We start from the raw sequence: 18,643 nt of genomic DNA, 5'->3' as shown, positions 1-18,643 counted from the left end.
TCAGCGCGAATAGAATTCGACGACGAGATGCGGTTCCATGACGACGGCATACGGAACGTCCGAAAGGCTCGGAACGCGAACGTAGGTTGCGGTCATCTTGTTGTGGTCGGCATCGATGTAGTCCGGAACGTCGCGCTCAGCGAGCTGAACAGCTTCGAGAACCGAAACGAGCTGCTTCGACTTCTGGCGAACTTCGATAACGTCGCCCGGCTTGCAACGGTAGGAACCGATGTTGACCTTGACGCCGTTGACGGTGACGTGACCGTGGTTGACGAACTGACGAGCAGCCCAAACGGTCGGAACGAACTTCGCGCGATAGACGATGGCGTCCAGGCGGGATTCGAGCAGGCCGATCAGGTTTTCCGAAGTGTCGCCCTTGCGGCGGTTGGCTTCGTCGTAGATCGCACGGAACTGCTTTTCACGAACGTCGCCGTAGTAGCCCTTCAGCTTCTGCTTGGCGCGCAGCTGCACGCCGAAGTCCGAAAGCTTGCCCTTGCGGCGCTGGCCGTGCTGGCCCGGGCCGTATTCGCGACGGTTTACCGGGGACTTCGGACGGCCCCAGATGTTTTCGCCCATGCGGCGATCAATTTTGTACTTGGACGATTCGCGCTTGCTCATCGCATTTCCTTCTCAACAGTTAGACCAGCATGTTCACACAGGCTGGACGGAGGAAACACGCCCTCCTCTGAGATCTTCAAGAAGAACTCTGACAGGCCTCTCACGAAAGCGATCGGAGAAGACCACGGGACATGTCAAATAAAACACCGGGCGTTTCCACCCGGCGTTGGGCGGGTCTTTAGGCCGATGTCCGGCAATTGTCAACAGCGGCTCTCATTCGGCGGCAATGCGCTGCTCACCATCGTCTGGCGCGTCCGCACTGCCGGGCGCCGTTTCGGCCTGCAGGTCCGGAAACGCAACGATGCGTTTGCCGGCAAAATCGGTGTGGACGACGATCAACCCCTGCTCTTCGAAGTAGCCGAGCAGCCGGCGAGCCCGGCGGGCCGAATGGGTGCCATAGGCACGCGCAATCTTCGCATCGGACGGACAGACCTCGCCGCAGATCGCGGCCTTCGCCATCATCAGGAACACGCCCTGCAGGTCGTCGGAGACGTTGGCGGAAAGTAACAAGGCTGTCGCCCAGGCCTCCCCTGCCGCGGTTTCCGGATCGACGCCTGAGCGTGCGACTGCCGCCCGCCGCCGGAACTCGGACAGCGAGAGCGGAGGCCCCAGCAAGCGACGCATGCGCGCCCGAACCAGGAAATCCTGGTAAAGCACCGAGTCTGTCCGGTAACCCGACTGAGGGTCATCGAGGATTTCGGAGAGGACAGCGCTAAGCCGTTCCTCACGCTCCTCGGCGGTTAGTTCCGGCTGCGCGACGCGCGGTTCCTGCGGTGCTGGCGTTGCCGCTGGCGCCGACCGCGTCAGTTCAGCAAGGATATCCGTTGTCGGGCGTGGCGCCGGCGCATGCCGACGCACCATCACAGGCCGCGTGAATTCTTCCGGATCCGGCGTGAAGATCAAATCTTCGACGTCCTGCGGTGCGTCGGGCAACGGCATGAGCTTGGGGCTTGATGAGCGCGCGGACGTCTCTACCGGGCCAATCACGATCGGCAACGGGCGCCGCGACAAGGCTGGACCGAGGGCTACGAAGTTGCCCCGCTTCAGGTCACGGAACATTTCCGCCTGGCGCCGATCCATCCCGAGCAGGTCCGCAGCACGCGCCATGTCGATATCAAGGAAGGTACGCCCCATCAGGAAGTTTGACGCCTCTGCCGCGACATTCTTGGCAAGCTTCGCCAGGCGCTGCGTGGCGATAACGCCCGCAAGCCCGCGCTTACGTCCACGGCACATGAGGTTGGTCATCGCGCCGAGCGACATCTTGCGGGCATCTTCCGAGACATCGCCGCCAACGGAGGGCGCAAACATCTGCGCCTCATCCACCACGACAAGCACCGGATACCAGAAGTCACGATCGGCATCGAAGAGACCGTTGAGGAAGGCGCCGGCAGCGCGCATCTGTTCCTCGAGATCAAGACCTTCCAGCGTCAATACGCAGGAGACGCGATGCTGGCGAATGCGGTTGGCGATCCCTGCGAGCTCCGACTCGGTGCGCTCGCCATCGACCACGAGATGTCCGAACTTGTCGGCGAGCGTGACGAAATCCCCTTCGGGATCGATCACCACCTGCTGCACCCACGGCGCCGACTGCTCCAACAGACGCCGCAGCAGGTGGGATTTACCGGATCCGGAATTGCCCTGCACCAACAGGCGGGTCGCCAGAAGCTCTTCGATATCGAGCTTGGCCGGGTCTCCGCCGGACACAATTCCCATATCGATGCCGACTTGCAATGAATGTCCTCGCGTCTTGTCCATGGGCGGTGACCAAGTCACCGCGGGAGCGGCTTCATAACAGAGAAATGGATTCGTTTCGCTGCCTGAACCCGAAAATGCACAGTCTTTCGTGTCAGGCTGTGGCGCGCTTGAAGCCGATCGACAGAAGCCCCGCCCCGATCATCAGCGAGCCGCCTGTGCGGTTGACGATGCGCTGTACCTTCGGTTTGCGGATGTGGTTGCGCGCCATGGCGGCCAGCAGATCGTACAAGGTGGCGTTCAGCGTGGCGAGCGTCAGGAAAGTCGCCTCGAAAATCAACATCTGCATGAAGAGCGGTTTCGTGAGGTCTAGGAACTGCGGAAGGAAGGCCACGAAGAAGACGATGCTTTTCGGGTTCAAGGCAGTCACAGCATAGGCATGGAGAAAGATGCGGAGCGGCCTTGCCTCGGCGGTTTCCACGGCTTCTGCATTTTGCTCGGAGACCGGCGCGCGCCAAAGCTTGATGCCGAGATAGATGAGGTATGCGGCCCCAAGCCACTTCAGGATGGTGAAGAGCATCGCGGATGTCGCCAGCAACGCGCCAAGCCCCAACATGGACGCCGTCATGGCGGTGAAATCGCCAAGCGCCGTACCGGCAACGGTTGCCGAAGCGACCTTGCGGCCGTGGGTCAGGGCATAGGAGATGACGAGCAGGATCGTCGGGCCCGGAATGGCAAGCAGAACCGCAGACGCCGCGACAAAAGCCAGCCAATGTTCAAGTGACATCGATTTCTCTCCAGCGAGTCTTCATCATCAAGCCAGCCTCGTGACGGCGCGCCAACATCAGATCATGTGCGCAGGCCAAACCCCTGCATCAGGCGGCGCGTCGAGAAGTCCGGCTGGCCCGAGGTGAAGACGGCAAAGTCATAGTTATCCGGGTGCTCAGCCCCCTCGACCGCCGGCACCTTGCGTCGTGCCTGTCGCGCGATCGCTTCCGCCGGGTCCAGCCAATCCACGGGCCAAGGCGCCAGCCTACGAAAGACATTCGCCATGAAGGGATAGTGGGTGCAGGCGAGCACGACGATGTCGGTCTTGCGGCCGTTGTTCTCAATGAAGCACGGCGAGATTTCCGCCATGACCGCCTCATCCGACACCGTCTCGCCCCGGATATAAGCTTCCGCCATTCGGGCGAGGTTTTCAGAGCCGACGAGGCGCACATGGCACTGGCTCGCAAACGACTGGATGAGGTCGCGGGTATAGGCGCGCTTCACGGTGCCCGGGGTTGCCAGCACGGAAACGAGGCCGGAGCGGCTGCGTTCAGCCGCGGGCTTGATTGCCGGCACTGTGCCGACAAAGGTCATGGTGGGAAAGGCTTCCCGCAGATCCGCGCCTGCCAGCGTAAACGCCGTGTTGCAGGCGATGACGCAGACTTCCGGATCGTACTCCGCAAGCAGCTTTTCAAACAGCGTCAGGATGCGGCTGCGCAGCGCCGGCTCCTCCCAGCCGCCATAAGGAAACCCCGCATCATCGGCGACATAGATGAAGCCCCGCTCGGGCATCAGCACGCGCGCTTCGCGCAGAACCGTCAGCCCCCCGATGCCGGAGTCGAACATCAGGACGGGTTTCAGCTCAGGCTTCGGCGTCATCTGCCTTGCTCGTTTCTGCCGGCTTCGGTTCCTGGTCCCCCGGCTTTTCCTGCTTCGGCCAGCGACGCGGAAAGCGGTCCAGCGAATTGATCACGCCGCGAAAGACGCTGATTTCCTGCTCGGTAAAACCGCGCCTTGAGATGACGGCGCGCAGGTTGTCGACCATGCGCGGTTTCTTGGACGGCGGGTGGAAGTAGTTGCGGGCGTCGAGCGCCTCTTCCAGATGCTCGAACAGGCCAAGCACCTGCTCCTTCGTCGAAGGCCGCTGCTCGATCGGGAGAAAGGCTGTCTCGGCAAGATCCTCAAGGCCCGACTTCATCCACTCATAGGACATGAGGAGCACGGCTTGGGCGATGTTGAGCGAGGCGAAGGCCGGATTGACCGGAAACGTCACGATCTCGTCGGCCAGCGCAACTTCTTCGTTCGTCAGGCCCCAGCGCTCGCGGCCAAAGAGGATGCCTGTCTTTTCACCCGCACGGAATTTCTGCCGCAGCGTCTCGGCCGCCGTCACCGGCGATCGCACCGGCTTGAAGCCGTAGCGTTCGCGGGCCGTCGTCGCATACACGAAATTGAGGTCCTTGATTGCCTCTTCCAGCGTCTCGTAAACCTTGGTGCCATCGATGACGTGGTCAGCCTTGGAGGCCGCCGACCGCGCCTTTTCGCTTGGCCAGCCATCACGCGGGTTCACGAGCCGCAGTTCCGCGAGGCCAAAATTGGCCATGGCGCGCGCCACCATGCCGATATTCTCGCCAAGCTGGGGTTCGACCAGAATAATGGCCGGGCCTTCGGCAATAAGTTCGCGCTCGCTGTTGGTGCCTGACATGATCGTCCACTTCTGCAAATTGTGCGACCGCAATAGCCCTAGCCCCGGCAGCGCACAACCCTTGGCAGACACGACAAGCGGCATCGCAGGCCGCCAGCCCATCTGCCGCCTACCCTGCGCAAGCGGTAGAGAGGGTCATTCGCCCTTGGCGATGGACTCCATTTCCTCGATGACGGAATCGCGCTCGTCTTCGACAACCCGGTGAATGTCATCAATCACCGGCCGGCCATCTTCCTCGATAACGTCGAAATGAACCTCGCTGGTGCTGTCCTTTACTTCCGCCTCATCGATGCACGTCCACATCTTGAAGGTCACCGTCACATCCGTCATGCCATTGGCGGCTGGCGCTGGGTTGATGGCAATGTCCTTCAGCGGGCAGCCATCCTGCGAACTGGTGATGACATCATAGCCGAAAGGATCACCCGGCTCGTTGTTCTCCGTGTCATAAGCCGGATGCTTGGATGCCTCCGCATAGGCGGCCTGGAAGCGCTTGCTGAAAAGGCGCGCCAGCGGCTCCTTGTCGAAGATGAACTTCCAGTCGCTTTCATTGGAATTCCAGTTGTCTTCGGTGACCTTCATCACCTCCTTGACCGGATCGGTGGCGTCGGCGGCCAGCGACATCGTCGAGACGAGAGAAAGCGCGAGGGCGAGCGGCAAAATCCGCATGATCGAGATCCGGTGGTTCGAGAGCGATTGCGCGGACATTAGCCCCGGTTTGTGGTTTGGCAAGGGCAATCGTCAGGCGCAGGCATAAGGCGGAAATAACCCGCGCCGCGGCAGGATTTTTGGGCTGCGAATGCCTTTGCGTTCCGTGCCCGCGATGCTATAGCGCACCCACCATGTCCACCACGACGGGATCAACGTCCCGCGACAGACTGTAAGAGGAAACCAATGCAAAAGATCAAGGTAGCCAATCCCGTCGTCGACCTCGACGGCGATGAGATGACCCGCATCATCTGGCAGCTCATCAAGGACAAGCTGATCCTTCCCTACCTCGATCTGGATATTGAATATTACGACCTGTCTGTCGAGAACCGCGATGCGACCAACGACCAGGTCACCATCGACGCCGCCCATGCCATCAAGAAGCACGGCGTTGGCATCAAGTGCGCAACCATCACGCCGGACGAAGCCCGCGTGAAGGAATTCGGCCTGAAGGAAATGTGGAAGAGCCCGAACGGCACGATCCGCAACATCCTCGGCGGCGTGATCTTCCGCGAGCCGATCATCTGCAAGAACGTTCCGCGCCTCGTCCCGGGCTGGACGCAGCCGATCGTTGTCGGCCGTCACGCCTTCGGTGACCAGTACCGCGCCACCGACTTTAAGTTCCCGGGCAAGGGCAAGCTCACCATCAAGTTCGTTGGTGAAGACGGCACCGTCATCGAAAAGGACGTCTTCAACGCTCCTGGCGCTGGCGTCACCATGGCGATGTACAACCTGGACGACTCGATCCGCGAATTCGCCCGCGCCTCGATGATGTATGGCCTCATGCGCAAGTGGCCGGTCTACCTGTCGACCAAGAACACCATCCTCAAGGCCTATGACGGCCGCTTCAAGGACATCTTCGAAGAAGTCTACCAGACCGAATTCAAGGCTAAGTTCGACGAAGCCGGCATCACCTATGAGCACCGCCTGATCGACGACATGGTTGCAGCCGCCCTGAAGTGGTCCGGCGGCTACGTCTGGGCCTGCAAGAACTACGATGGCGACGTTCAGTCCGACACCGTTGCGCAGGGCTTCGGCTCGCTCGGCCTGATGACCTCGGTTCTGCTGACCCCCGATGGCAAGACGGTTGAAGCCGAAGCCGCTCACGGCACGGTTACGCGTCACTACCGCCAGCACCAGAAGGGCCAGGAAACCTCCACGAACTCGATCGCGTCGATCTTCGCCTGGACCCGCGGCCTCGCACATCGCGCAAAGCTCGACGACAATGCTGAGCTTGCCCGCTTTGCGTCGACGCTCGAGAAGGTTTGCGTCGACACCGTCGAATCCGGTTACATGACGAAGGACCTTGCGCTCCTCATCGGTCCGGATCAGCCGTGGCTTTCCACGACGGCCTTCCTCGACAAGATCGACGAAAACCTGAAGGCCGCAATGGCTGCCTAAGGCAACCGAATCTGCTTAAAGTGGAACGGCGGGGAGAAATCTCCGCCGTTTTTCTTTGGGAGGTTGCATGGCTGTTTTGATCCGTCCGCTTGCCGCATCCGATCGTGCGGAATGGGAGGACCTCTGGAGGAAATATCTCCGGTTCTACGAAACCACGCTCCCGACCGAACAATACGACATTACCTGGCGGCGGTTGCTAGACCCCGCGGAGCCGATGCACGGGCACGTGGCGTTCGAGAACGGCGTGATGGTCGGGCTCGTTCACCTCGTCTTTCACCGCTCCACGTGGCTGCCGGACGTTACGTGTTACCTGCAGGACCTCTTCGTTGACGAAAGCCAGCGCGGCAAGGGCACCGGCGAAGCGCTGATCGACGCGGCCGCCAACCTTGCACGCCAGCACAATGCCGGTCGCCTCTATTGGTTGACGCACGAGAGCAACGTGACCGCACGGCGCCTTTACGATCGCGTCGCCGACCGCTCCGGTTTTATTCAATACCGCAAGCCTCTTTAGACGCAGATCCAGACCACATACTATCAGACCAACAGAGGCTTGCTGCCAGCACGGGAGTTTTGAGATGTCCGATGAACTGATTCTCTACACCAACCCATTGTCCCGCGGCCGGATCGCCCGATGGATGCTGGAAGAGATCGGCGTGCCATACCGCGTCGAGATCCTGCAGTTCGGCACCAGCATGAAGGGAGAAGCCTATCGACAGGTCAACCCGATGGGCAAGGTTCCGGCGATCGTCCATGGCAAGACGACCGTGACCGAGAGTGCGGCCATCTGCGCCTATCTGGCCGATGCCTTCCCACGCAAGGGGCTCGCCCCTCCGCCCGCCCACCGCGGCAATTACTATCGCTGGATGTTCTATGCCGCAGGTCCGCTGGAGGCTGCCGTCAGCAACCGCGTGCTCGGGTTCGAAGTGCCCAAGGAGCGCGAGCGCATGGTAGGCTACGGCACGTTTTCGGATGTCATGGACACGCTGGAAGCCGCGGTGCGCACCAACTCCTATATCGCCGGCGACACCTTCAGCGCTGCTGATGTCTATGTCGGCTCCCAGATCGGTTATGGTCTTCAGTTCGGCACGATCGAGAAGCGACCGGCCTTCGAGCAGTATTTCGGCCGGCTGGCGCTGCGCGACGCCTATATCCGCGCCAACGAGTTAGACAATGCCGCTGCGGCCGAACTCGAAAATCAGGCCTGACTGATCAGGGCGTCTGCTTGATGCCGGCACCCGGGCGTTTCGCTTCGGTGCTGGTATCGAAGCGCGGCTCCCAGTCGCCCGCCTTGGCGTTCGCCAGGATCAGCTGTGCCGTCGGATCAGCCTTGGCCGGCGCCGCTTCCGTGTAGAGCGTAATCGTGGACGCCGGCTTCTGAACCGGCACAGGCACCTCCGCCGTCAGCACCGAGTCGCTGACCGGGATGGAAGCAACGTCAAACTCCTTGCGCCCAATCGATTCCAGCGGATCTTTTGCTTCCTGAACCAGGGCGAGGACGTACTCATCTGCCGGCTTCGGCGGCGGTGTCTGGAGCTCACCATCCTTGCCGCGCTTCTCATAGAAGGCGTTGCCGCCCGCCACCGTCACGTAATGCATGTTGCGGTAGGGGAACTTGAGGCCTGCGGTGTGGAAGAACATCGCGTCTTTCACATCCGGATTGCGCTCGCCGCGGATGATGGCGTCCACCGCTTCGTCGAGCTCGGGATGCGCTGCCGCCTTCACCTCGCGCGTCAGCACGCCCGGTGCGAACTGCTTTTCCTGGCCAACAATGCCGCAGATGGTGGAGGGATAGGCGTCCGACGTAAGGCGGTTCATGATGACTGTGCCAACGGCCAACAGTCCATCGCGGCTGGAGCGCTCAGATTCGAAATACATGGCGCGCTTCATGCAGTCACGGTCGGCGGGGGTGTAGTGGTAAACTTGCTTCTTCTTCGGAATCGGCGTCTGCTTCACCGTCGCGTTCGGGGAGATGGAAGACGTCGTCTGCGCGGATGTGCAGGCTGAAAGAAGCACTGCTCCCGCCAGGCAAAGAGCCGGCCGCAGAAGATGTTTCGCCTTGGTCGCCATCGCTACCCTCCCCCGTGTAGAAGTTAGTGATCAAACCGATCGCAGTATCGATAACGTGAAATTCGATTCCGATCAAATCGACGTCATCAAAAAACGTCGGGTCGCGCCGCTGGGCACAAGGTGCCTAGCTACTCCCACACGGTTAACAAAAGGTTAACGACCCGCTGCAGCGCCTGAGCTAGTGGTCGAGGCTTGCGTCAGGCTTGCAGACCGGGCGCTTCGTAACCCGTCCGCTCCACATATTCGGTATAGCCACCGTCGTAGCGGTGTATGCCGTCCGGCGTCAGTTCGAGCACGCGGTTCGAAAGCTCTGCCAGGAAGTGGCGGTCGTGGCTGACGAACAGCATCGTGCCTTCGTAATCGGAAAGCGCCTTGATCAGCATTTCCTTCGTGTCGAGGTCGAGATGGTTCGTCGGCTCGTCGAGCACGAGAAGGTTCGGCGGATCAAACAGCATGGCCGCCATGACGAGCCGGGCCTTCTCGCCACCCGAAAGCACCCGGCACTTCTTCTTGATATCGTCGCCCGAAAAGCCGAAGCAGCCGGCAAGCGCGCGCAAGGATCCCTGCCCGGCCCGCGGGAACTCCTGCTCGAGCCATTCAAAGACCGTCAGGTCGCCATCCAGCAGGTCCATGGCGTGCTGCGCGAAATATCCCATCTTGACGCTGGCACCGATCGACACGCTTCCGTCGTCGGGCTCGGTTGCGCCGGCGACGAGCTTCAGCAGCGTCGATTTACCCGCCCCATTGATGCCCATGATGCACCAGCGCTCGCGGCGCTTGATCATGAAGTCGAGACCGTCATAGATCGTGCGGCTTCCGTATTTCTTGGCGACGCCCTTGAGGCTCACCACGTCCTCGCCGGAGCGAGGCGCCGGCTGGAACTCAAAGGCAACCGTCTGGCGACGCTTCGGCGGCTCGACGCGCTCGATCTTGTCGAGCTTCTTCACCCGGCTCTGCACCTGGGAAGCGTGAGAAGCACGCGCCTTAAATCGCTCGATGAACTTGATCTCCTTCGCCAGCATGGCCTGCTGGCGCTCGAATTGTGCCTGCTGCTGCTTTTCGTTCAGCGCGCGCTGCTGCTCGTAAAAACCATAGTCGCCGGAATAGGTATTGAGTGACCCTGCATCGATCTCGATGATCTTGGTGACGATGCGGTTCATGAACTCGCGGTCGTGCGAGGTCATCAGAAGCGCGCCGTCATATCCGCGCAGGAACTGCTCCAGCCAGATCAGGCTCTCGATATCCAGGTGGTTGCTCGGCTCGTCGAGCAGCATGACGTCCGGACGCATCAGGAGAATACGGGCGAGCGCCACGCGCATTTTCCAGCCGCCGGACAGCTTGCCGACATCGCCATCCATCATCTCCTGCGTGAAGCTCAGGCCATCCAGGACCTCGCGCGCCCGGCCCTCAAGCCCGTAGCCGTCAAGTTCCTCGTAACGCGCCTGCACCTCGCCGTAACGCTCGATGATCTGGTCCATCTCGTCCATGCGGTCGGGGTCGACCATGGCCGCCTCCAACTCGCGCAGTTCGGCTGCAACGACACTGACGGGGCCTGCGCCATCCATGACCTCAGCCACCGCGCTGCGACCGGACATCTCACCGACATCCTGGTTGAAGTATCCGATGGTGACGCCCTTATCGACAGAAACCTGGCCTTCGTCAGGCAGGTCCTGACCGGTGATCATCCGAAACAGCGTCGTCTTGCCGGCACCATTCGGGCCAACCAGCCCTATCTTTTCGCCGCGGTTCAGCGCCGCCGAAGCTTCGATGAAAAGGATGCGATGGCTGTTCGACTTGCTGATGTTTTCGATGCGGATCATGGCGGCAGGTTCACAAATGGGACGGACAACAAAAAAAGCCGGATCGTTGTCGACCCGGCTTCATTATTCATAGGGCGTGAAGCTTATTCGGCGCTTTCTTCGGCAGCCTTCTTCTTCGTTGCCTTCTTCTTCGGAGCAGCCTCTTCGCCTTCAGCAGCTTCTGCAGAAGCTTCGCCCTTGGCCTTCTTCGGCGCAGCCTTCTTCTTGGCAGGCTTTTCGGCGGCGGCTTCGGCGCCTTCCTCGTCGTCAGCCATCAGCTCTTCCTTGCTCACGGTCTTGTCGGTGACCTTGATCTCGGAGAGCAGCTTGTCGACAACCTTCTCTTCGAAGATCGGTGCGCGCAGCGAAGCGGAAGCGCCAGGCGTGTTGCGGAAGAAGTCGAGAATTTCCTTCTGCTGACCCGGGAACTGCTGCAGCTGTGCGTAAAGTGCGCGCTGCATTTCTTCTTCGGTCACTTCGACGCCGGCCTTTTCGCCGATTTCGGAGAGAACGAGGCCGAGACGAACGCGACGCTCAGCCAGCTTGCGGTATTCCGCACGGGCTTCTTCTTCCGTCGTGTCTTCATCTTCGAAGGTCTTGCCCGACTGCTGCAGATCGGTGTTGATCTGGCGCCAGATGTTTTCAAATTCCGCGTCGACGAGGCTCTGCGGGGTTTCGAACTGGTACATGCCGTCGAGCTGGTCGAGGATCTGACGCTTCACCTTCTGGCGGGTCAGGTTGCCGTACTGGCTTTCGATCTGGCCGCGAACGATTTCCTTCAGGCGATCAACCGATTCGATACCAAGCTTGGAAGCCAGTTCATCGTTGATTTCGAGAGCAGACGGAGCAGCCACTTCCTTGACGGTGATGTCGAAGGTGGCTTCCTTGCCGGCCAGGTTCGCAGCCGGATATTCAGCCGGGAACGTGACAGTGATCTGCTTTTCGTCGCCAGCCTTGACGCCGACCAGCTGGTCTTCGAAGCCCGGGATAAAGCGGCCGGAGCCGAGAACAAGTTCGGCATCTTCAGCAGCGCCGCCATCAAAGGCTTCGCCGTCAACCTTGCCGAGGTAGTTCATGGTGACGCGGTCGCCATTTTCAGCCTTGCCATCCTTCGTTTCGAAGGTGCGGGCGCTTTCGGCGATCTTTTCGATCTGCTCGTTGACTTCCTCGTCGGAAACTTCGACGACTTCGCGAACAACCGAGATGCCGTCGGTGGACTGCAGCTCGATCGGCGGAATTACTTCGTAGGACAGGGTGAATTCGAAGTCAGCCTGTGCATTGAGGATCTTGTCGGCTTCTGCCTCGTCCTCGGTCATCGAAATGGCCGGCTGCGTCGCAGACTTTTCGCCGCGCTCTGCCAGGATCTTGCCCGGACGGTCACGGACGATCTCGTTGACGAGGTCGGCCATGATCGACTTGCCGTACATCTTCTTCAGATGTGCAACCGGAACCTTGCCCGGACGGAAACCATTGATGCGGACCTTATCCTTCGCGTCGGCGAGGCGAACGTTGAGCTCCTGCTCCATCTCCTGCTTGGGGATAACGACCTTAATTTCGCGCTTCAGCCCTTCAGCGAGCGTTTCGGTAACCTGCATTTTCAAACCTTCATATCGTGGCGGCGGTGCTCGACAGCCAGTGTTTCAAGAGCACAACGCCGGAACTTCAAAGAGACCAGCCGCGGCTTCGCGGAGCGCATGTCTAAGCCGAAAGCGGCTCCGACCGCGCTCGACAGTTCTGGTGCGGGTAGAGAGACTTGAACTCCCACGCCTTGCGGCACCAGAACCTAAATCTGGCGTGTCTACCAATTTCACCATACCCGCGCCCCGACAGCGTCGAAAATCCTCGCGACGAGGCCTTCCGGAGCGCGCGTCTCTATAACACCCGTTTTGGCGCACGCAAAGGGAAAATGAAGCTTTCTTAAGGCCAGTGATTTTCGGGATCATCCGAACAGAAAATCGGCATCATGCCGCGTCGCTGACCGCACCGCGCCCGGCGCCGTTAACATTCAATTAAAATCTAATGTATATGATCCTGACCTAACAATATGCAGTTGCCCCTTCGCTGCATAACTTGCCCAAGGGTGTTGCAACCTCCGGCCCGTTCGGTTGATTGCACATTCTGCAGGTCGGGCCGGGAACGAAGCGGGGCGCTGACGGTTCATGGTGGAAAGCTCACCATAACTGCACAACCGAATTCGACATGCGCACCCTCCTCCCAGCGCCTGTCGACAAGACCGACGAGCCTCCTCTCCCAAATCGTCGGTCAACATAACGACGCCCGCCGGACCTCCTCCCCCGGTGGGCGTTGTTGTTTCTGGTCCCACCGAACCATCCCGCTCAATTCCTGCGCAGTTTGCGCGCATCAATGTCGTCGCAATGCGTGACGCGCATAGGTGGCATACCGAATGCTCGCTTTTACTTCTTCGCGCTGCAACATATATCCCGCTCATCAAATCGAGTTCGGCGCAAACGCTGCTGAACAAGGGCTTCGAAAAGGATCAAGACCATGAACTTTGCCAAGAAAATCAACGACTGGCGCAAGTACCGCGAAACCATCAACGAACTCGGCCGCATGAGCGATCGTGAGCTTTCGGACCTCGGCATCGGCCGCGCTGACATCCGTCGCGTTGCACGTTCGGCTGTTGGCTTCTAAGCCACTTCCGGCACATACCGAACTACCCCAAAAGCGCTCCAATCGGGGCGCTTTTCGTTTCTGCACGCTGGGTTAGCTAGCACCCGACGAATGCTCGTTTTTCAGCCTCCGCCTTCTTTATCATCATCATCCTGCATAAATGCATAGCAGTCGCACATTTTTCGCACTGCAATATCCATCATGGACGCACTATATCAAGCTCATCGCTGATGACGATGAGAGCATCAGGACAAAGATCTTGAGGAAACGACCATGAACCCGCTCCGCATTGCAAAGAACTGGATCAGCTACCGCCGCACGATGAACGAACTGGGCAACCTGTCCAACCAGGCGCTCAACGACATCGGCCTGACCCGCTACGACATCCGTAGCATTGCTGCCCGTTCCTATCGCTAAGCGGCTGCCGCATAACTGCGGCGCCAACAATACCTGCATGTCGAAGGCACCCTCGCGGTGCCTTTTTGATTCGGGAAACTCGTGTTCCCATGCCTTAGGCGTTTGCGTCGCAAGGCGGCCATGATAATGACGCGCCCATGAGCACCAATACCTATTCCCCCATTCATGTCATCGGCGGTGGACTGGCCGGTTCCGAAGCCGCTTGGCAGATCGCATCAGCCGGCGTTCCGGTCATTCTTCATGAAATGCGCGGCGTGCGCGGCACGGATGCGCACAAGACCGATGGGCTTGCAGAACTCGTCTGCTCCAACTCCTTCCGCTCCGACGATGCAACCGCCAATGCCGTTGGCGTGATCCATGCCGAGATGCGCCTGGCAGGTTCGCTGATCATGGCGTCGGCCGACCGCAACCAGGTGCCTGCCGGTGGTGCACTTGCGGTCGATCGCGACGGTTTTTCCGATGCCGTGACCGCAGCGATCCAGAACCACCCGCTGATCACGGTTGTTCGTGAAGAAGTACACGGCCTGCCACCACGCGAATGGGACCTCGCCGTCATTGCGACCGGCCCCCTCACCTCGCCGTCGCTGGCGGCCGCCATCCAGGCCGAAACAGGCGAGGACCACCTCGCCTTCTTCGACGCCATCGCGCCGATCGTGCACCGCGATTCCATCGACATGGACATCTGCTGGTACCAGTCACGCTATGACAAGGTTGGCCCGGGCGGCACGGGCAAGGACTATATCAACTGCCCGCTCGACGAAGAGCAGTACAATGCCTTCATCGACGCGCTGATCGCAGGAGACACCGTCGGCTTCAAGGAATGGGAAGGCACCCCCTATTTCGACGGCTGCCTGCCGATCGAAGTCATGGCCGAGCGCGGACGCGAAACCCTGCGCCACGGTCCGATGAAGCCGATGGGCCTGACGAATGCGCATAACCCGACCGTCAAGCCATATGCCGTCGTTCAACTGCGCCAGGACAACGCGCTCGGCACGCTCTACAACATGGTCGGCTTCCAGACGAAGCTGAAGTATAGCGCACAGGCCGAGATCTTCCGGATGATCCCCGGCCTGCAGAACGCGGAGTTTGCGCGTCTCGGCGGCCTGCATCGCAACACCTACATCCACTCGCCGATCCTGCTCGACAAGACACTCACCCTGAAGAGCCGTCCTGGCCTTCGTTTCGCCGGCCAGATCACCGGCTGCGAAGGTTATGTGGAAAGTGCGGCAATCGGCCTGTTGGCCGGTCGCTTTGCTGCTGCCGAACGCAGGGGCGAAGCTCTATCGGCGCCGCCGGCGACTACCGCGCTTGGCTCGCTCCTTGGTCACATCACCGGCGGGCACCTCGTATCAGACGATGAGCCGGGCAAGCGGTCGTTCCAGCCGATGAACGTCAATTTCGGGCTTTTCCCGGACCTCGAACCCGGGGCGATCGTCAAGCCGGAAGGCGTCAAGCGCTTCCGCGGCAAGGACAAGACGATCATGAAGCGGCAGTTGCTCTCGGCGCGCGCCTTGAAGGACTGCGCTAGCTGGCTGGGTCGGAACTGAGGCCTACCGCCGGGGCGCCTTCTTCCTCGTCGCGTTCAGCGATCGCCACGTAATTGTCGAGCAGCCAGAGCGAGACTTCGGCTGCTTCCTTTTCCGTATCGAAAACGTAGGTACCGCTTTGTGTTGGCGAGTCGAGGAACTCGACGGTGAATCCCTTCGCCGACGTCAGCGGCTGGACCTGTACGCGGCCCGGATGGATCAAGTGGCACGCGAAGTGGTTGCGGTGGCTCTTCATGAAGCCGGCCTTGTTGCCGTGCAGGCGCACGAAAATGGCGCCACCATCGGCAGTGACATGCAGGCTGCGAATGGCTTCGTTGGGAAAGGCACGGCCAAATTCCAGGATCGCGAGGCCGGGATCGTAGCGGCTGCCGTCCTCGTCACGCCCGGAGGAAAGGCGGCGAACGTAGTACACAACCGCCATGACAAGCACGACGATGATCGACCAGACGACGATGGGGCTCAAACCGCTTCTCCCGAATCTAGGTTCGCGATTGATGTCTTACGCCTTGAGCCTTGCGCGAATGTGGCGTCGCTTTAGAAGCGACGGGTGATGGACGCCTTCAGAAGCACAAGCTGCCGGCGCCATTGTGGTGCTTGCAGCGGCTGTTCATAGACAGCGGCACCCAGTCGACTTGCGCGCTTCAGCACCGATTCCACCAGGGAAACCGGAAGGTAGGCCGGGAAGACTGAAGGCGGCACAGGCGCGGCCTTGCAGGCCTTCACCAGGTGCTCCTGGCCAAGCCCGGCGAAAGCTTCAACCGCAGCGGAAACCCTTGCACGATCGTCGGCCTTCAGGAAGCTGTCGCGGTCGAGCCCGGTCGCCGACAGGATGTCGAGCGGCAGGTAAACCTGGTGACGGCTGCGGTGGATGGGCATCAGAAGCAGTGCGCCAGCGACTGCCTGTGCCACCCCGGCATGGCCTGCGGCTTCAGCAGACTTGGCGGCGTCTTCGGGAGACAGGATCAGGCTCGCAAGCTGGATCAGCGCCGAGGCAGTCTCGCCAGCGTAACCTTCGAACGAATTCCGGTCCGGCAATGGATCATCGTAAAGATCCATGATCCGCGCTTCGATCATGTTGACCAGAGTCTGGCGCGGCAGGTTGAATGTCTCGACCGCCGTTAGCAGTCCTGCCGCAACGGGATTGCCGGTGCTTTCCCCTTGGGCATTGCCTTCCAGCAGGTCGCGCCACCACTGAAGGCGGATTTCCCCCGGCAGCGGTTCGCGCACCACGCCACGGACGCGAGCAATCTCTGCGTTGAAGGCATAAAGCGCCGCCAGGTGCGGCCGCCTGTCGGCAGGCGACAGGAGGCAGGCGAGATAGCGGTCGCGATCGAGCTCCCGCAGCATCGAGAGGCAAATATCCTGTGACGGTGCCGGAGGATTTGTGGTGCTTGCCATCACACGGCGATCAGCGCGGCAGCAACGGCGCGGGATTCGGCGAGCATGATATTGAACGTGCGCACGGCCGCGCCGGTGCTCATCGGGTCGGACGAGATGCCGCGCTCCTTGAGCGCCGCCTTCAGATCCGCGGGAATCGGCCGCATGTTTTCGCCGGTACCGACCAGCAGGACTTCGATCCCGTCTGCCTCGGCCAGCACCTTGGCGAAAGCCTCGATGGTGAGCGCCTCGCCTTCCTGAAGCTCCCAGCCATGAATTCCGGACGGGAGACACAGAAGCGAACCGCGGTGCGACATGTCGGCAAACCGAAAGCCGCCATTGCCGTAAGCATCGATGGGGGCCTGCCCGGGAAAATGGGCGTCACGCATTTCAATGCCTCTGGCCATCAGCGCAGTCCTTGATTTCGAATCGAGCCGCGGTGCTGCGGCTCGATCATGTAGCTTCAGACGGTATCAGGCCTTGGCAGCCGTGTCGGCCTTGACCGGCTCGCCCTTGACCCGAACTTCCGCGATATAGGCACGCATGGCGCGGATTTTAACGCCGTCGGCGATTTCGACTTCCAGTTCGTTGTCATCCACGACCTTCGAAACCTTGCCCGTAATGCCGCCGCCCAGAACAACCTGGTCGCCACGACGGATGTTGGCAAGCGTTTCAGCGCGCTTCTTCTGCTGGGCGCGCTGCGGCCGGATCAGGAAGAAATACCAGACCACCATCAGCGGCGCGAAAAGGAAAAGCATTTCGAGGCCGGAGCCAAATGCAGAAGGTGCTGCACCCGGGGCCTGGGCAAATGCTTCGGTAATGAACATCGAGAACTCCTAAGATTACCGGAGACGCCGAGCCCCCGTTTCAAGCCGCCGGACTATAATTCCGACCGCCCGGAATGCAACACAAACAGTACCAAATCCACGGCTCCGCGGCTTTTGATGCACAAATGAGCATGTTACCGCAGCCAAATCCGCTATCGGGTAGCAGGACAAGGGAAGAGCATCATGAGCGACGAGACGAACACGCTGATCCTCCAGGAGATCCGCAGGCTTGCTGACGCCGTGGAACGGCTCGCCGGACCGCCGCCAGCCGTCAACGACTGGGGTGCGGCCGACTGCTTCGTCTGGGTGCCGCACAACCAGCGCCTCCAGCCCGTCCCTCGGCCCAACCGCGTGGCGCTGTCCCTGATCCGCGGTGTCGACCACGTGCGCGACATCCTTCACGAAAACACGCTGCGGTTCGCAGAAGGCTTCCCGGCCAACAACGTGCTTCTCTGGGGCGCGCGCGGCATGGGCAAGTCCTCGCTGGTCAAGGCTGTGCACGAGGACGTACGCGCGTCGACCAACGTGCCGCTGAAGCTTGTCGAAGTTCATCGGGAGGATATCGCAACGCTGCCTGCCCTTCTCGATCTGCTCAAGGCCTCGGACCAGCGCGTCATCTTGTTCTGCGACGACCTTTCCTTCGACCACGACGATACCGCCTACAAGTCGCTCAAGGCCGCGCTCGACGGCGGCATCGAGGGCCGGCCGGACAACGTGCTGTTCTACGCAACGTCAAACCGGCGCCACCTCCTGCCCCGGCACATGATGGAAAATGAACAGTCGACGGCCATCAATCCTTCGGAAGCAGTCGAGGAAAAAGTCTCGCTTTCGGACCGGTTTGGCCTGTGGCTCGGCTTCCACAAGTGCAGCCAGCAAGATTACCTGACGATGATCGAGGGCTACGCCCAGCACTTCGACCTTGGGCTCGACCAGGAAACCCTGCACGCTGAAGCGCTTGAATGGGCCACGACCCGCGGCGGCCGGTCCGGTCGCGTCGCCTGGCAATATATCCAGGATCTCGCCGGGCGCCTGCGCAAGCCGCTGAAGAAGTAACTTCGTTCAACGTCCGTGTGAAAAGCAAAAAGGTCCGGC

20 protein-coding genes and 1 tRNA gene are annotated in these 18,643 nt (G+C 60.7%); 7 read left to right on the top strand and 14 right to left on the bottom strand.

The genetic code is table 11. The annotated features are described in order from the left end of the window. From rpsD to CYG48_RS06130, 6 genes are all read right to left on the bottom strand, one after another. Positions 1 to 618, bottom strand: a complete 618-nt coding sequence (gene rpsD / locus CYG48_RS06155) for a 30S ribosomal protein S4 (protein WP_118849563.1) — start codon at positions 616 to 618, stop codon at positions 1 to 3. Between the two features lie 213 nt (positions 619 to 831). Next, on the bottom strand, positions 832 to 2,349 hold the full coding sequence (locus CYG48_RS06150) for an ATP-binding protein (protein WP_118849562.1): 1,518 nt from the start codon (positions 2,347 to 2,349) through the stop codon (positions 832 to 834). A gap of 115 nt (positions 2,350 to 2,464) precedes the next feature. Continuing rightward, entirely contained in the window at positions 2,465 to 3,097 is a 633-nt protein-coding gene (locus CYG48_RS06145; RefSeq protein ID WP_118849561.1) for a LysE family translocator, read from the bottom strand. 62 nt (positions 3,098 to 3,159) lie between these two features. Next, a complete protein-coding gene (gene murI, locus CYG48_RS06140; protein WP_118849560.1) occupies positions 3,160 to 3,957 on the bottom strand; it encodes a glutamate racemase in 798 nt (265 codons plus the stop codon). Further along, positions 3,941 to 4,780: an RNA methyltransferase gene (locus tag CYG48_RS06135; protein WP_245450542.1), complete on the bottom strand. Its 840-nt coding sequence runs from the start codon at positions 4,778 to 4,780 to the stop codon at positions 3,941 to 3,943. The genes murI and CYG48_RS06135 overlap by 17 nt, the downstream gene beginning before the upstream one ends. Positions 4,781 to 4,915: 135 nt before the next feature. After that, positions 4,916 to 5,446, bottom strand: a complete 531-nt coding sequence (locus tag CYG48_RS06130; RefSeq protein WP_118851517.1) for a hypothetical protein — start codon at positions 5,444 to 5,446, stop codon at positions 4,916 to 4,918. Between the two features lie 225 nt (positions 5,447 to 5,671). Between CYG48_RS06130 and CYG48_RS06125 the strand changes: the two genes are divergently transcribed. From CYG48_RS06125 to CYG48_RS06115, 3 genes are all read left to right on the top strand, one after another. Further along, entirely contained in the window at positions 5,672 to 6,886 is a 1,215-nt protein-coding gene (locus CYG48_RS06125) for an NADP-dependent isocitrate dehydrogenase (protein WP_118849559.1), read from the top strand. 67 nt (positions 6,887 to 6,953) lie between these two features. Continuing rightward, positions 6,954 to 7,397, top strand: a complete 444-nt coding sequence (locus CYG48_RS06120) for a GNAT family N-acetyltransferase (RefSeq protein WP_118849558.1) — start codon at positions 6,954 to 6,956, stop codon at positions 7,395 to 7,397. Positions 7,398 to 7,461: 64 nt separating this feature from the next. Further along, positions 7,462 to 8,091, top strand: a complete 630-nt coding sequence (locus CYG48_RS06115; protein WP_118849557.1) for a glutathione S-transferase family protein — start codon at positions 7,462 to 7,464, stop codon at positions 8,089 to 8,091. A gap of 4 nt (positions 8,092 to 8,095) precedes the next feature. Here the strand turns inward: CYG48_RS06115 and CYG48_RS06110 are convergent, their stop codons facing one another. The 4 genes from CYG48_RS06110 to CYG48_RS06095 form a co-directional block, all read right to left on the bottom strand. Further along, on the bottom strand, positions 8,096 to 8,953 hold the full coding sequence (locus CYG48_RS06110; RefSeq protein WP_118849556.1) for a cell wall hydrolase: 858 nt from the start codon (positions 8,951 to 8,953) through the stop codon (positions 8,096 to 8,098). A gap of 197 nt (positions 8,954 to 9,150) precedes the next feature. Beyond that, positions 9,151 to 10,773: an ABC-F family ATP-binding cassette domain-containing protein gene (locus CYG48_RS06105; protein ID WP_118849555.1), complete on the bottom strand. Its 1,623-nt coding sequence runs from the start codon at positions 10,771 to 10,773 to the stop codon at positions 9,151 to 9,153. Positions 10,774 to 10,856: 83 nt separating this feature from the next. Then, a complete protein-coding gene (gene tig / locus CYG48_RS06100) occupies positions 10,857 to 12,347 on the bottom strand; it encodes a trigger factor (protein WP_118849554.1) in 1,491 nt (496 codons plus the stop codon). 140 nt (positions 12,348 to 12,487) lie between these two features. Next, positions 12,488 to 12,572, bottom strand: a tRNA-Leu gene (locus CYG48_RS06095). Between the two features lie 685 nt (positions 12,573 to 13,257). Between CYG48_RS06095 and CYG48_RS06090 the strand changes: the two genes are divergently transcribed. From CYG48_RS06090 to trmFO, 3 genes are all read left to right on the top strand, one after another. Then, positions 13,258 to 13,404 (top strand): DUF1127 domain-containing protein, encoded by a 147-nt coding sequence (locus tag CYG48_RS06090; protein ID WP_118849553.1) that lies wholly within the window; start codon positions 13,258 to 13,260, stop codon positions 13,402 to 13,404. A 252-nt stretch (positions 13,405 to 13,656) separates the two neighbouring features. Beyond that, positions 13,657 to 13,800: a DUF1127 domain-containing protein gene (locus CYG48_RS22885; RefSeq protein ID WP_118849552.1), complete on the top strand. Its 144-nt coding sequence runs from the start codon at positions 13,657 to 13,659 to the stop codon at positions 13,798 to 13,800. A 137-nt stretch (positions 13,801 to 13,937) separates the two neighbouring features. Further along, positions 13,938 to 15,347: a methylenetetrahydrofolate--tRNA-(uracil(54)-C(5))-methyltransferase (FADH(2)-oxidizing) TrmFO gene (gene trmFO, locus CYG48_RS06080; RefSeq protein WP_118849551.1), complete on the top strand. Its 1,410-nt coding sequence runs from the start codon at positions 13,938 to 13,940 to the stop codon at positions 15,345 to 15,347. Here the strand turns inward: trmFO and CYG48_RS06075 are convergent. The 4 genes from CYG48_RS06075 to yajC all read right to left on the bottom strand — a co-directional run bounded on the left by CYG48_RS06075 (position 15,325) and on the right by yajC (position 17,551). Then, positions 15,325 to 15,810, bottom strand: a complete 486-nt coding sequence (locus CYG48_RS06075; protein ID WP_340162637.1) for a hypothetical protein — start codon at positions 15,808 to 15,810, stop codon at positions 15,325 to 15,327. The genes trmFO and CYG48_RS06075 overlap by 23 nt on opposite strands. A gap of 71 nt (positions 15,811 to 15,881) precedes the next feature. Further along, complete coding sequence (locus tag CYG48_RS06070; protein ID WP_118849550.1) at positions 15,882 to 16,745, bottom strand: phytoene/squalene synthase family protein; 864 nt, start codon at positions 16,743 to 16,745, stop codon at positions 15,882 to 15,884. After that, a complete protein-coding gene (locus tag CYG48_RS06065) occupies positions 16,745 to 17,131 on the bottom strand; it encodes an Mth938-like domain-containing protein (RefSeq protein WP_118849549.1) in 387 nt (128 codons plus the stop codon). The genes CYG48_RS06070 and CYG48_RS06065 overlap by 1 nt, the downstream gene beginning before the upstream one ends. A gap of 66 nt (positions 17,132 to 17,197) precedes the next feature. Continuing rightward, complete coding sequence (yajC, locus tag CYG48_RS06060) at positions 17,198 to 17,551, bottom strand: preprotein translocase subunit YajC (RefSeq protein ID WP_118849548.1); 354 nt, start codon at positions 17,549 to 17,551, stop codon at positions 17,198 to 17,200. A gap of 183 nt (positions 17,552 to 17,734) precedes the next feature. Here yajC and CYG48_RS06055 point away from each other — a divergent pair, with 183 nt between their 5' ends. Continuing rightward, positions 17,735 to 18,604: an ATP-binding protein gene (locus CYG48_RS06055; protein ID WP_118849547.1), complete on the top strand. Its 870-nt coding sequence runs from the start codon at positions 17,735 to 17,737 to the stop codon at positions 18,602 to 18,604. Positions 18,605 to 18,643: the final 39 nt, after the last annotated feature.

Source organism: Neorhizobium sp. SOG26 (genome assembly GCF_003491345.1).
GTDB classification, from domain to species: Bacteria; Pseudomonadota; Alphaproteobacteria; order Rhizobiales; family Rhizobiaceae; genus Neorhizobium; species Neorhizobium turbinariae.
Note: the sequence above shows the minus strand (reverse complement) of the source record. Positions and strands in the feature narration are given on the sequence as shown.

Excerpts from the sequence above, each read along its gene's own strand:
- rpsD (WP_118849563.1), bottom strand. The coding sequence starts at position 618 with ATGAGCAAGCGCGAATCGTCCAAGTACAAAATTGATCGCCGCATGGGC.
- CYG48_RS06145 (WP_118849561.1), bottom strand. The coding sequence starts at position 3,097 with ATGTCACTTGAACATTGGCTGGCTTTTGTCGCGGCGTCTGCGGTTCTG.
- murI (WP_118849560.1), bottom strand. The coding sequence starts at position 3,957 with ATGACGCCGAAGCCTGAGCTGAAACCCGTCCTGATGTTCGACTCCGGC.
- CYG48_RS06135 (WP_245450542.1), bottom strand. The coding sequence starts at position 4,780 with ATGTCAGGCACCAACAGCGAGCGCGAACTTATTGCCGAAGGCCCGGCC.
- CYG48_RS06130 (WP_118851517.1), bottom strand. The coding sequence starts at position 5,446 with ATGCGGATTTTGCCGCTCGCCCTCGCGCTTTCTCTCGTCTCGACGATG.
- CYG48_RS06125 (WP_118849559.1), top strand. The coding sequence starts at position 5,672 with ATGCAAAAGATCAAGGTAGCCAATCCCGTCGTCGACCTCGACGGCGAT.
- CYG48_RS06120 (WP_118849558.1), top strand. The coding sequence starts at position 6,954 with ATGGCTGTTTTGATCCGTCCGCTTGCCGCATCCGATCGTGCGGAATGG.
- CYG48_RS06115 (WP_118849557.1), top strand. The coding sequence starts at position 7,462 with ATGTCCGATGAACTGATTCTCTACACCAACCCATTGTCCCGCGGCCGG.
- CYG48_RS06110 (WP_118849556.1), bottom strand. The coding sequence starts at position 8,953 with ATGGCGACCAAGGCGAAACATCTTCTGCGGCCGGCTCTTTGCCTGGCG.
- CYG48_RS06105 (WP_118849555.1), bottom strand. The coding sequence starts at position 10,773 with ATGATCCGCATCGAAAACATCAGCAAGTCGAACAGCCATCGCATCCTT.
- tig (WP_118849554.1), bottom strand. The coding sequence starts at position 12,347 with ATGCAGGTTACCGAAACGCTCGCTGAAGGGCTGAAGCGCGAAATTAAG.
- CYG48_RS06090 (WP_118849553.1), top strand. The coding sequence starts at position 13,258 with ATGAACTTTGCCAAGAAAATCAACGACTGGCGCAAGTACCGCGAAACC.
- CYG48_RS22885 (WP_118849552.1), top strand. The coding sequence starts at position 13,657 with ATGAACCCGCTCCGCATTGCAAAGAACTGGATCAGCTACCGCCGCACG.
- trmFO (WP_118849551.1), top strand. The coding sequence starts at position 13,938 with ATGAGCACCAATACCTATTCCCCCATTCATGTCATCGGCGGTGGACTG.
- CYG48_RS06070 (WP_118849550.1), bottom strand. The coding sequence starts at position 16,745 with ATGGCAAGCACCACAAATCCTCCGGCACCGTCACAGGATATTTGCCTC.
- CYG48_RS06065 (WP_118849549.1), bottom strand. The coding sequence starts at position 17,131 with ATGGCCAGAGGCATTGAAATGCGTGACGCCCATTTTCCCGGGCAGGCC.
- yajC (WP_118849548.1), bottom strand. The coding sequence starts at position 17,551 with ATGTTCATTACCGAAGCATTTGCCCAGGCCCCGGGTGCAGCACCTTCT.
- CYG48_RS06055 (WP_118849547.1), top strand. The coding sequence starts at position 17,735 with ATGAGCGACGAGACGAACACGCTGATCCTCCAGGAGATCCGCAGGCTT.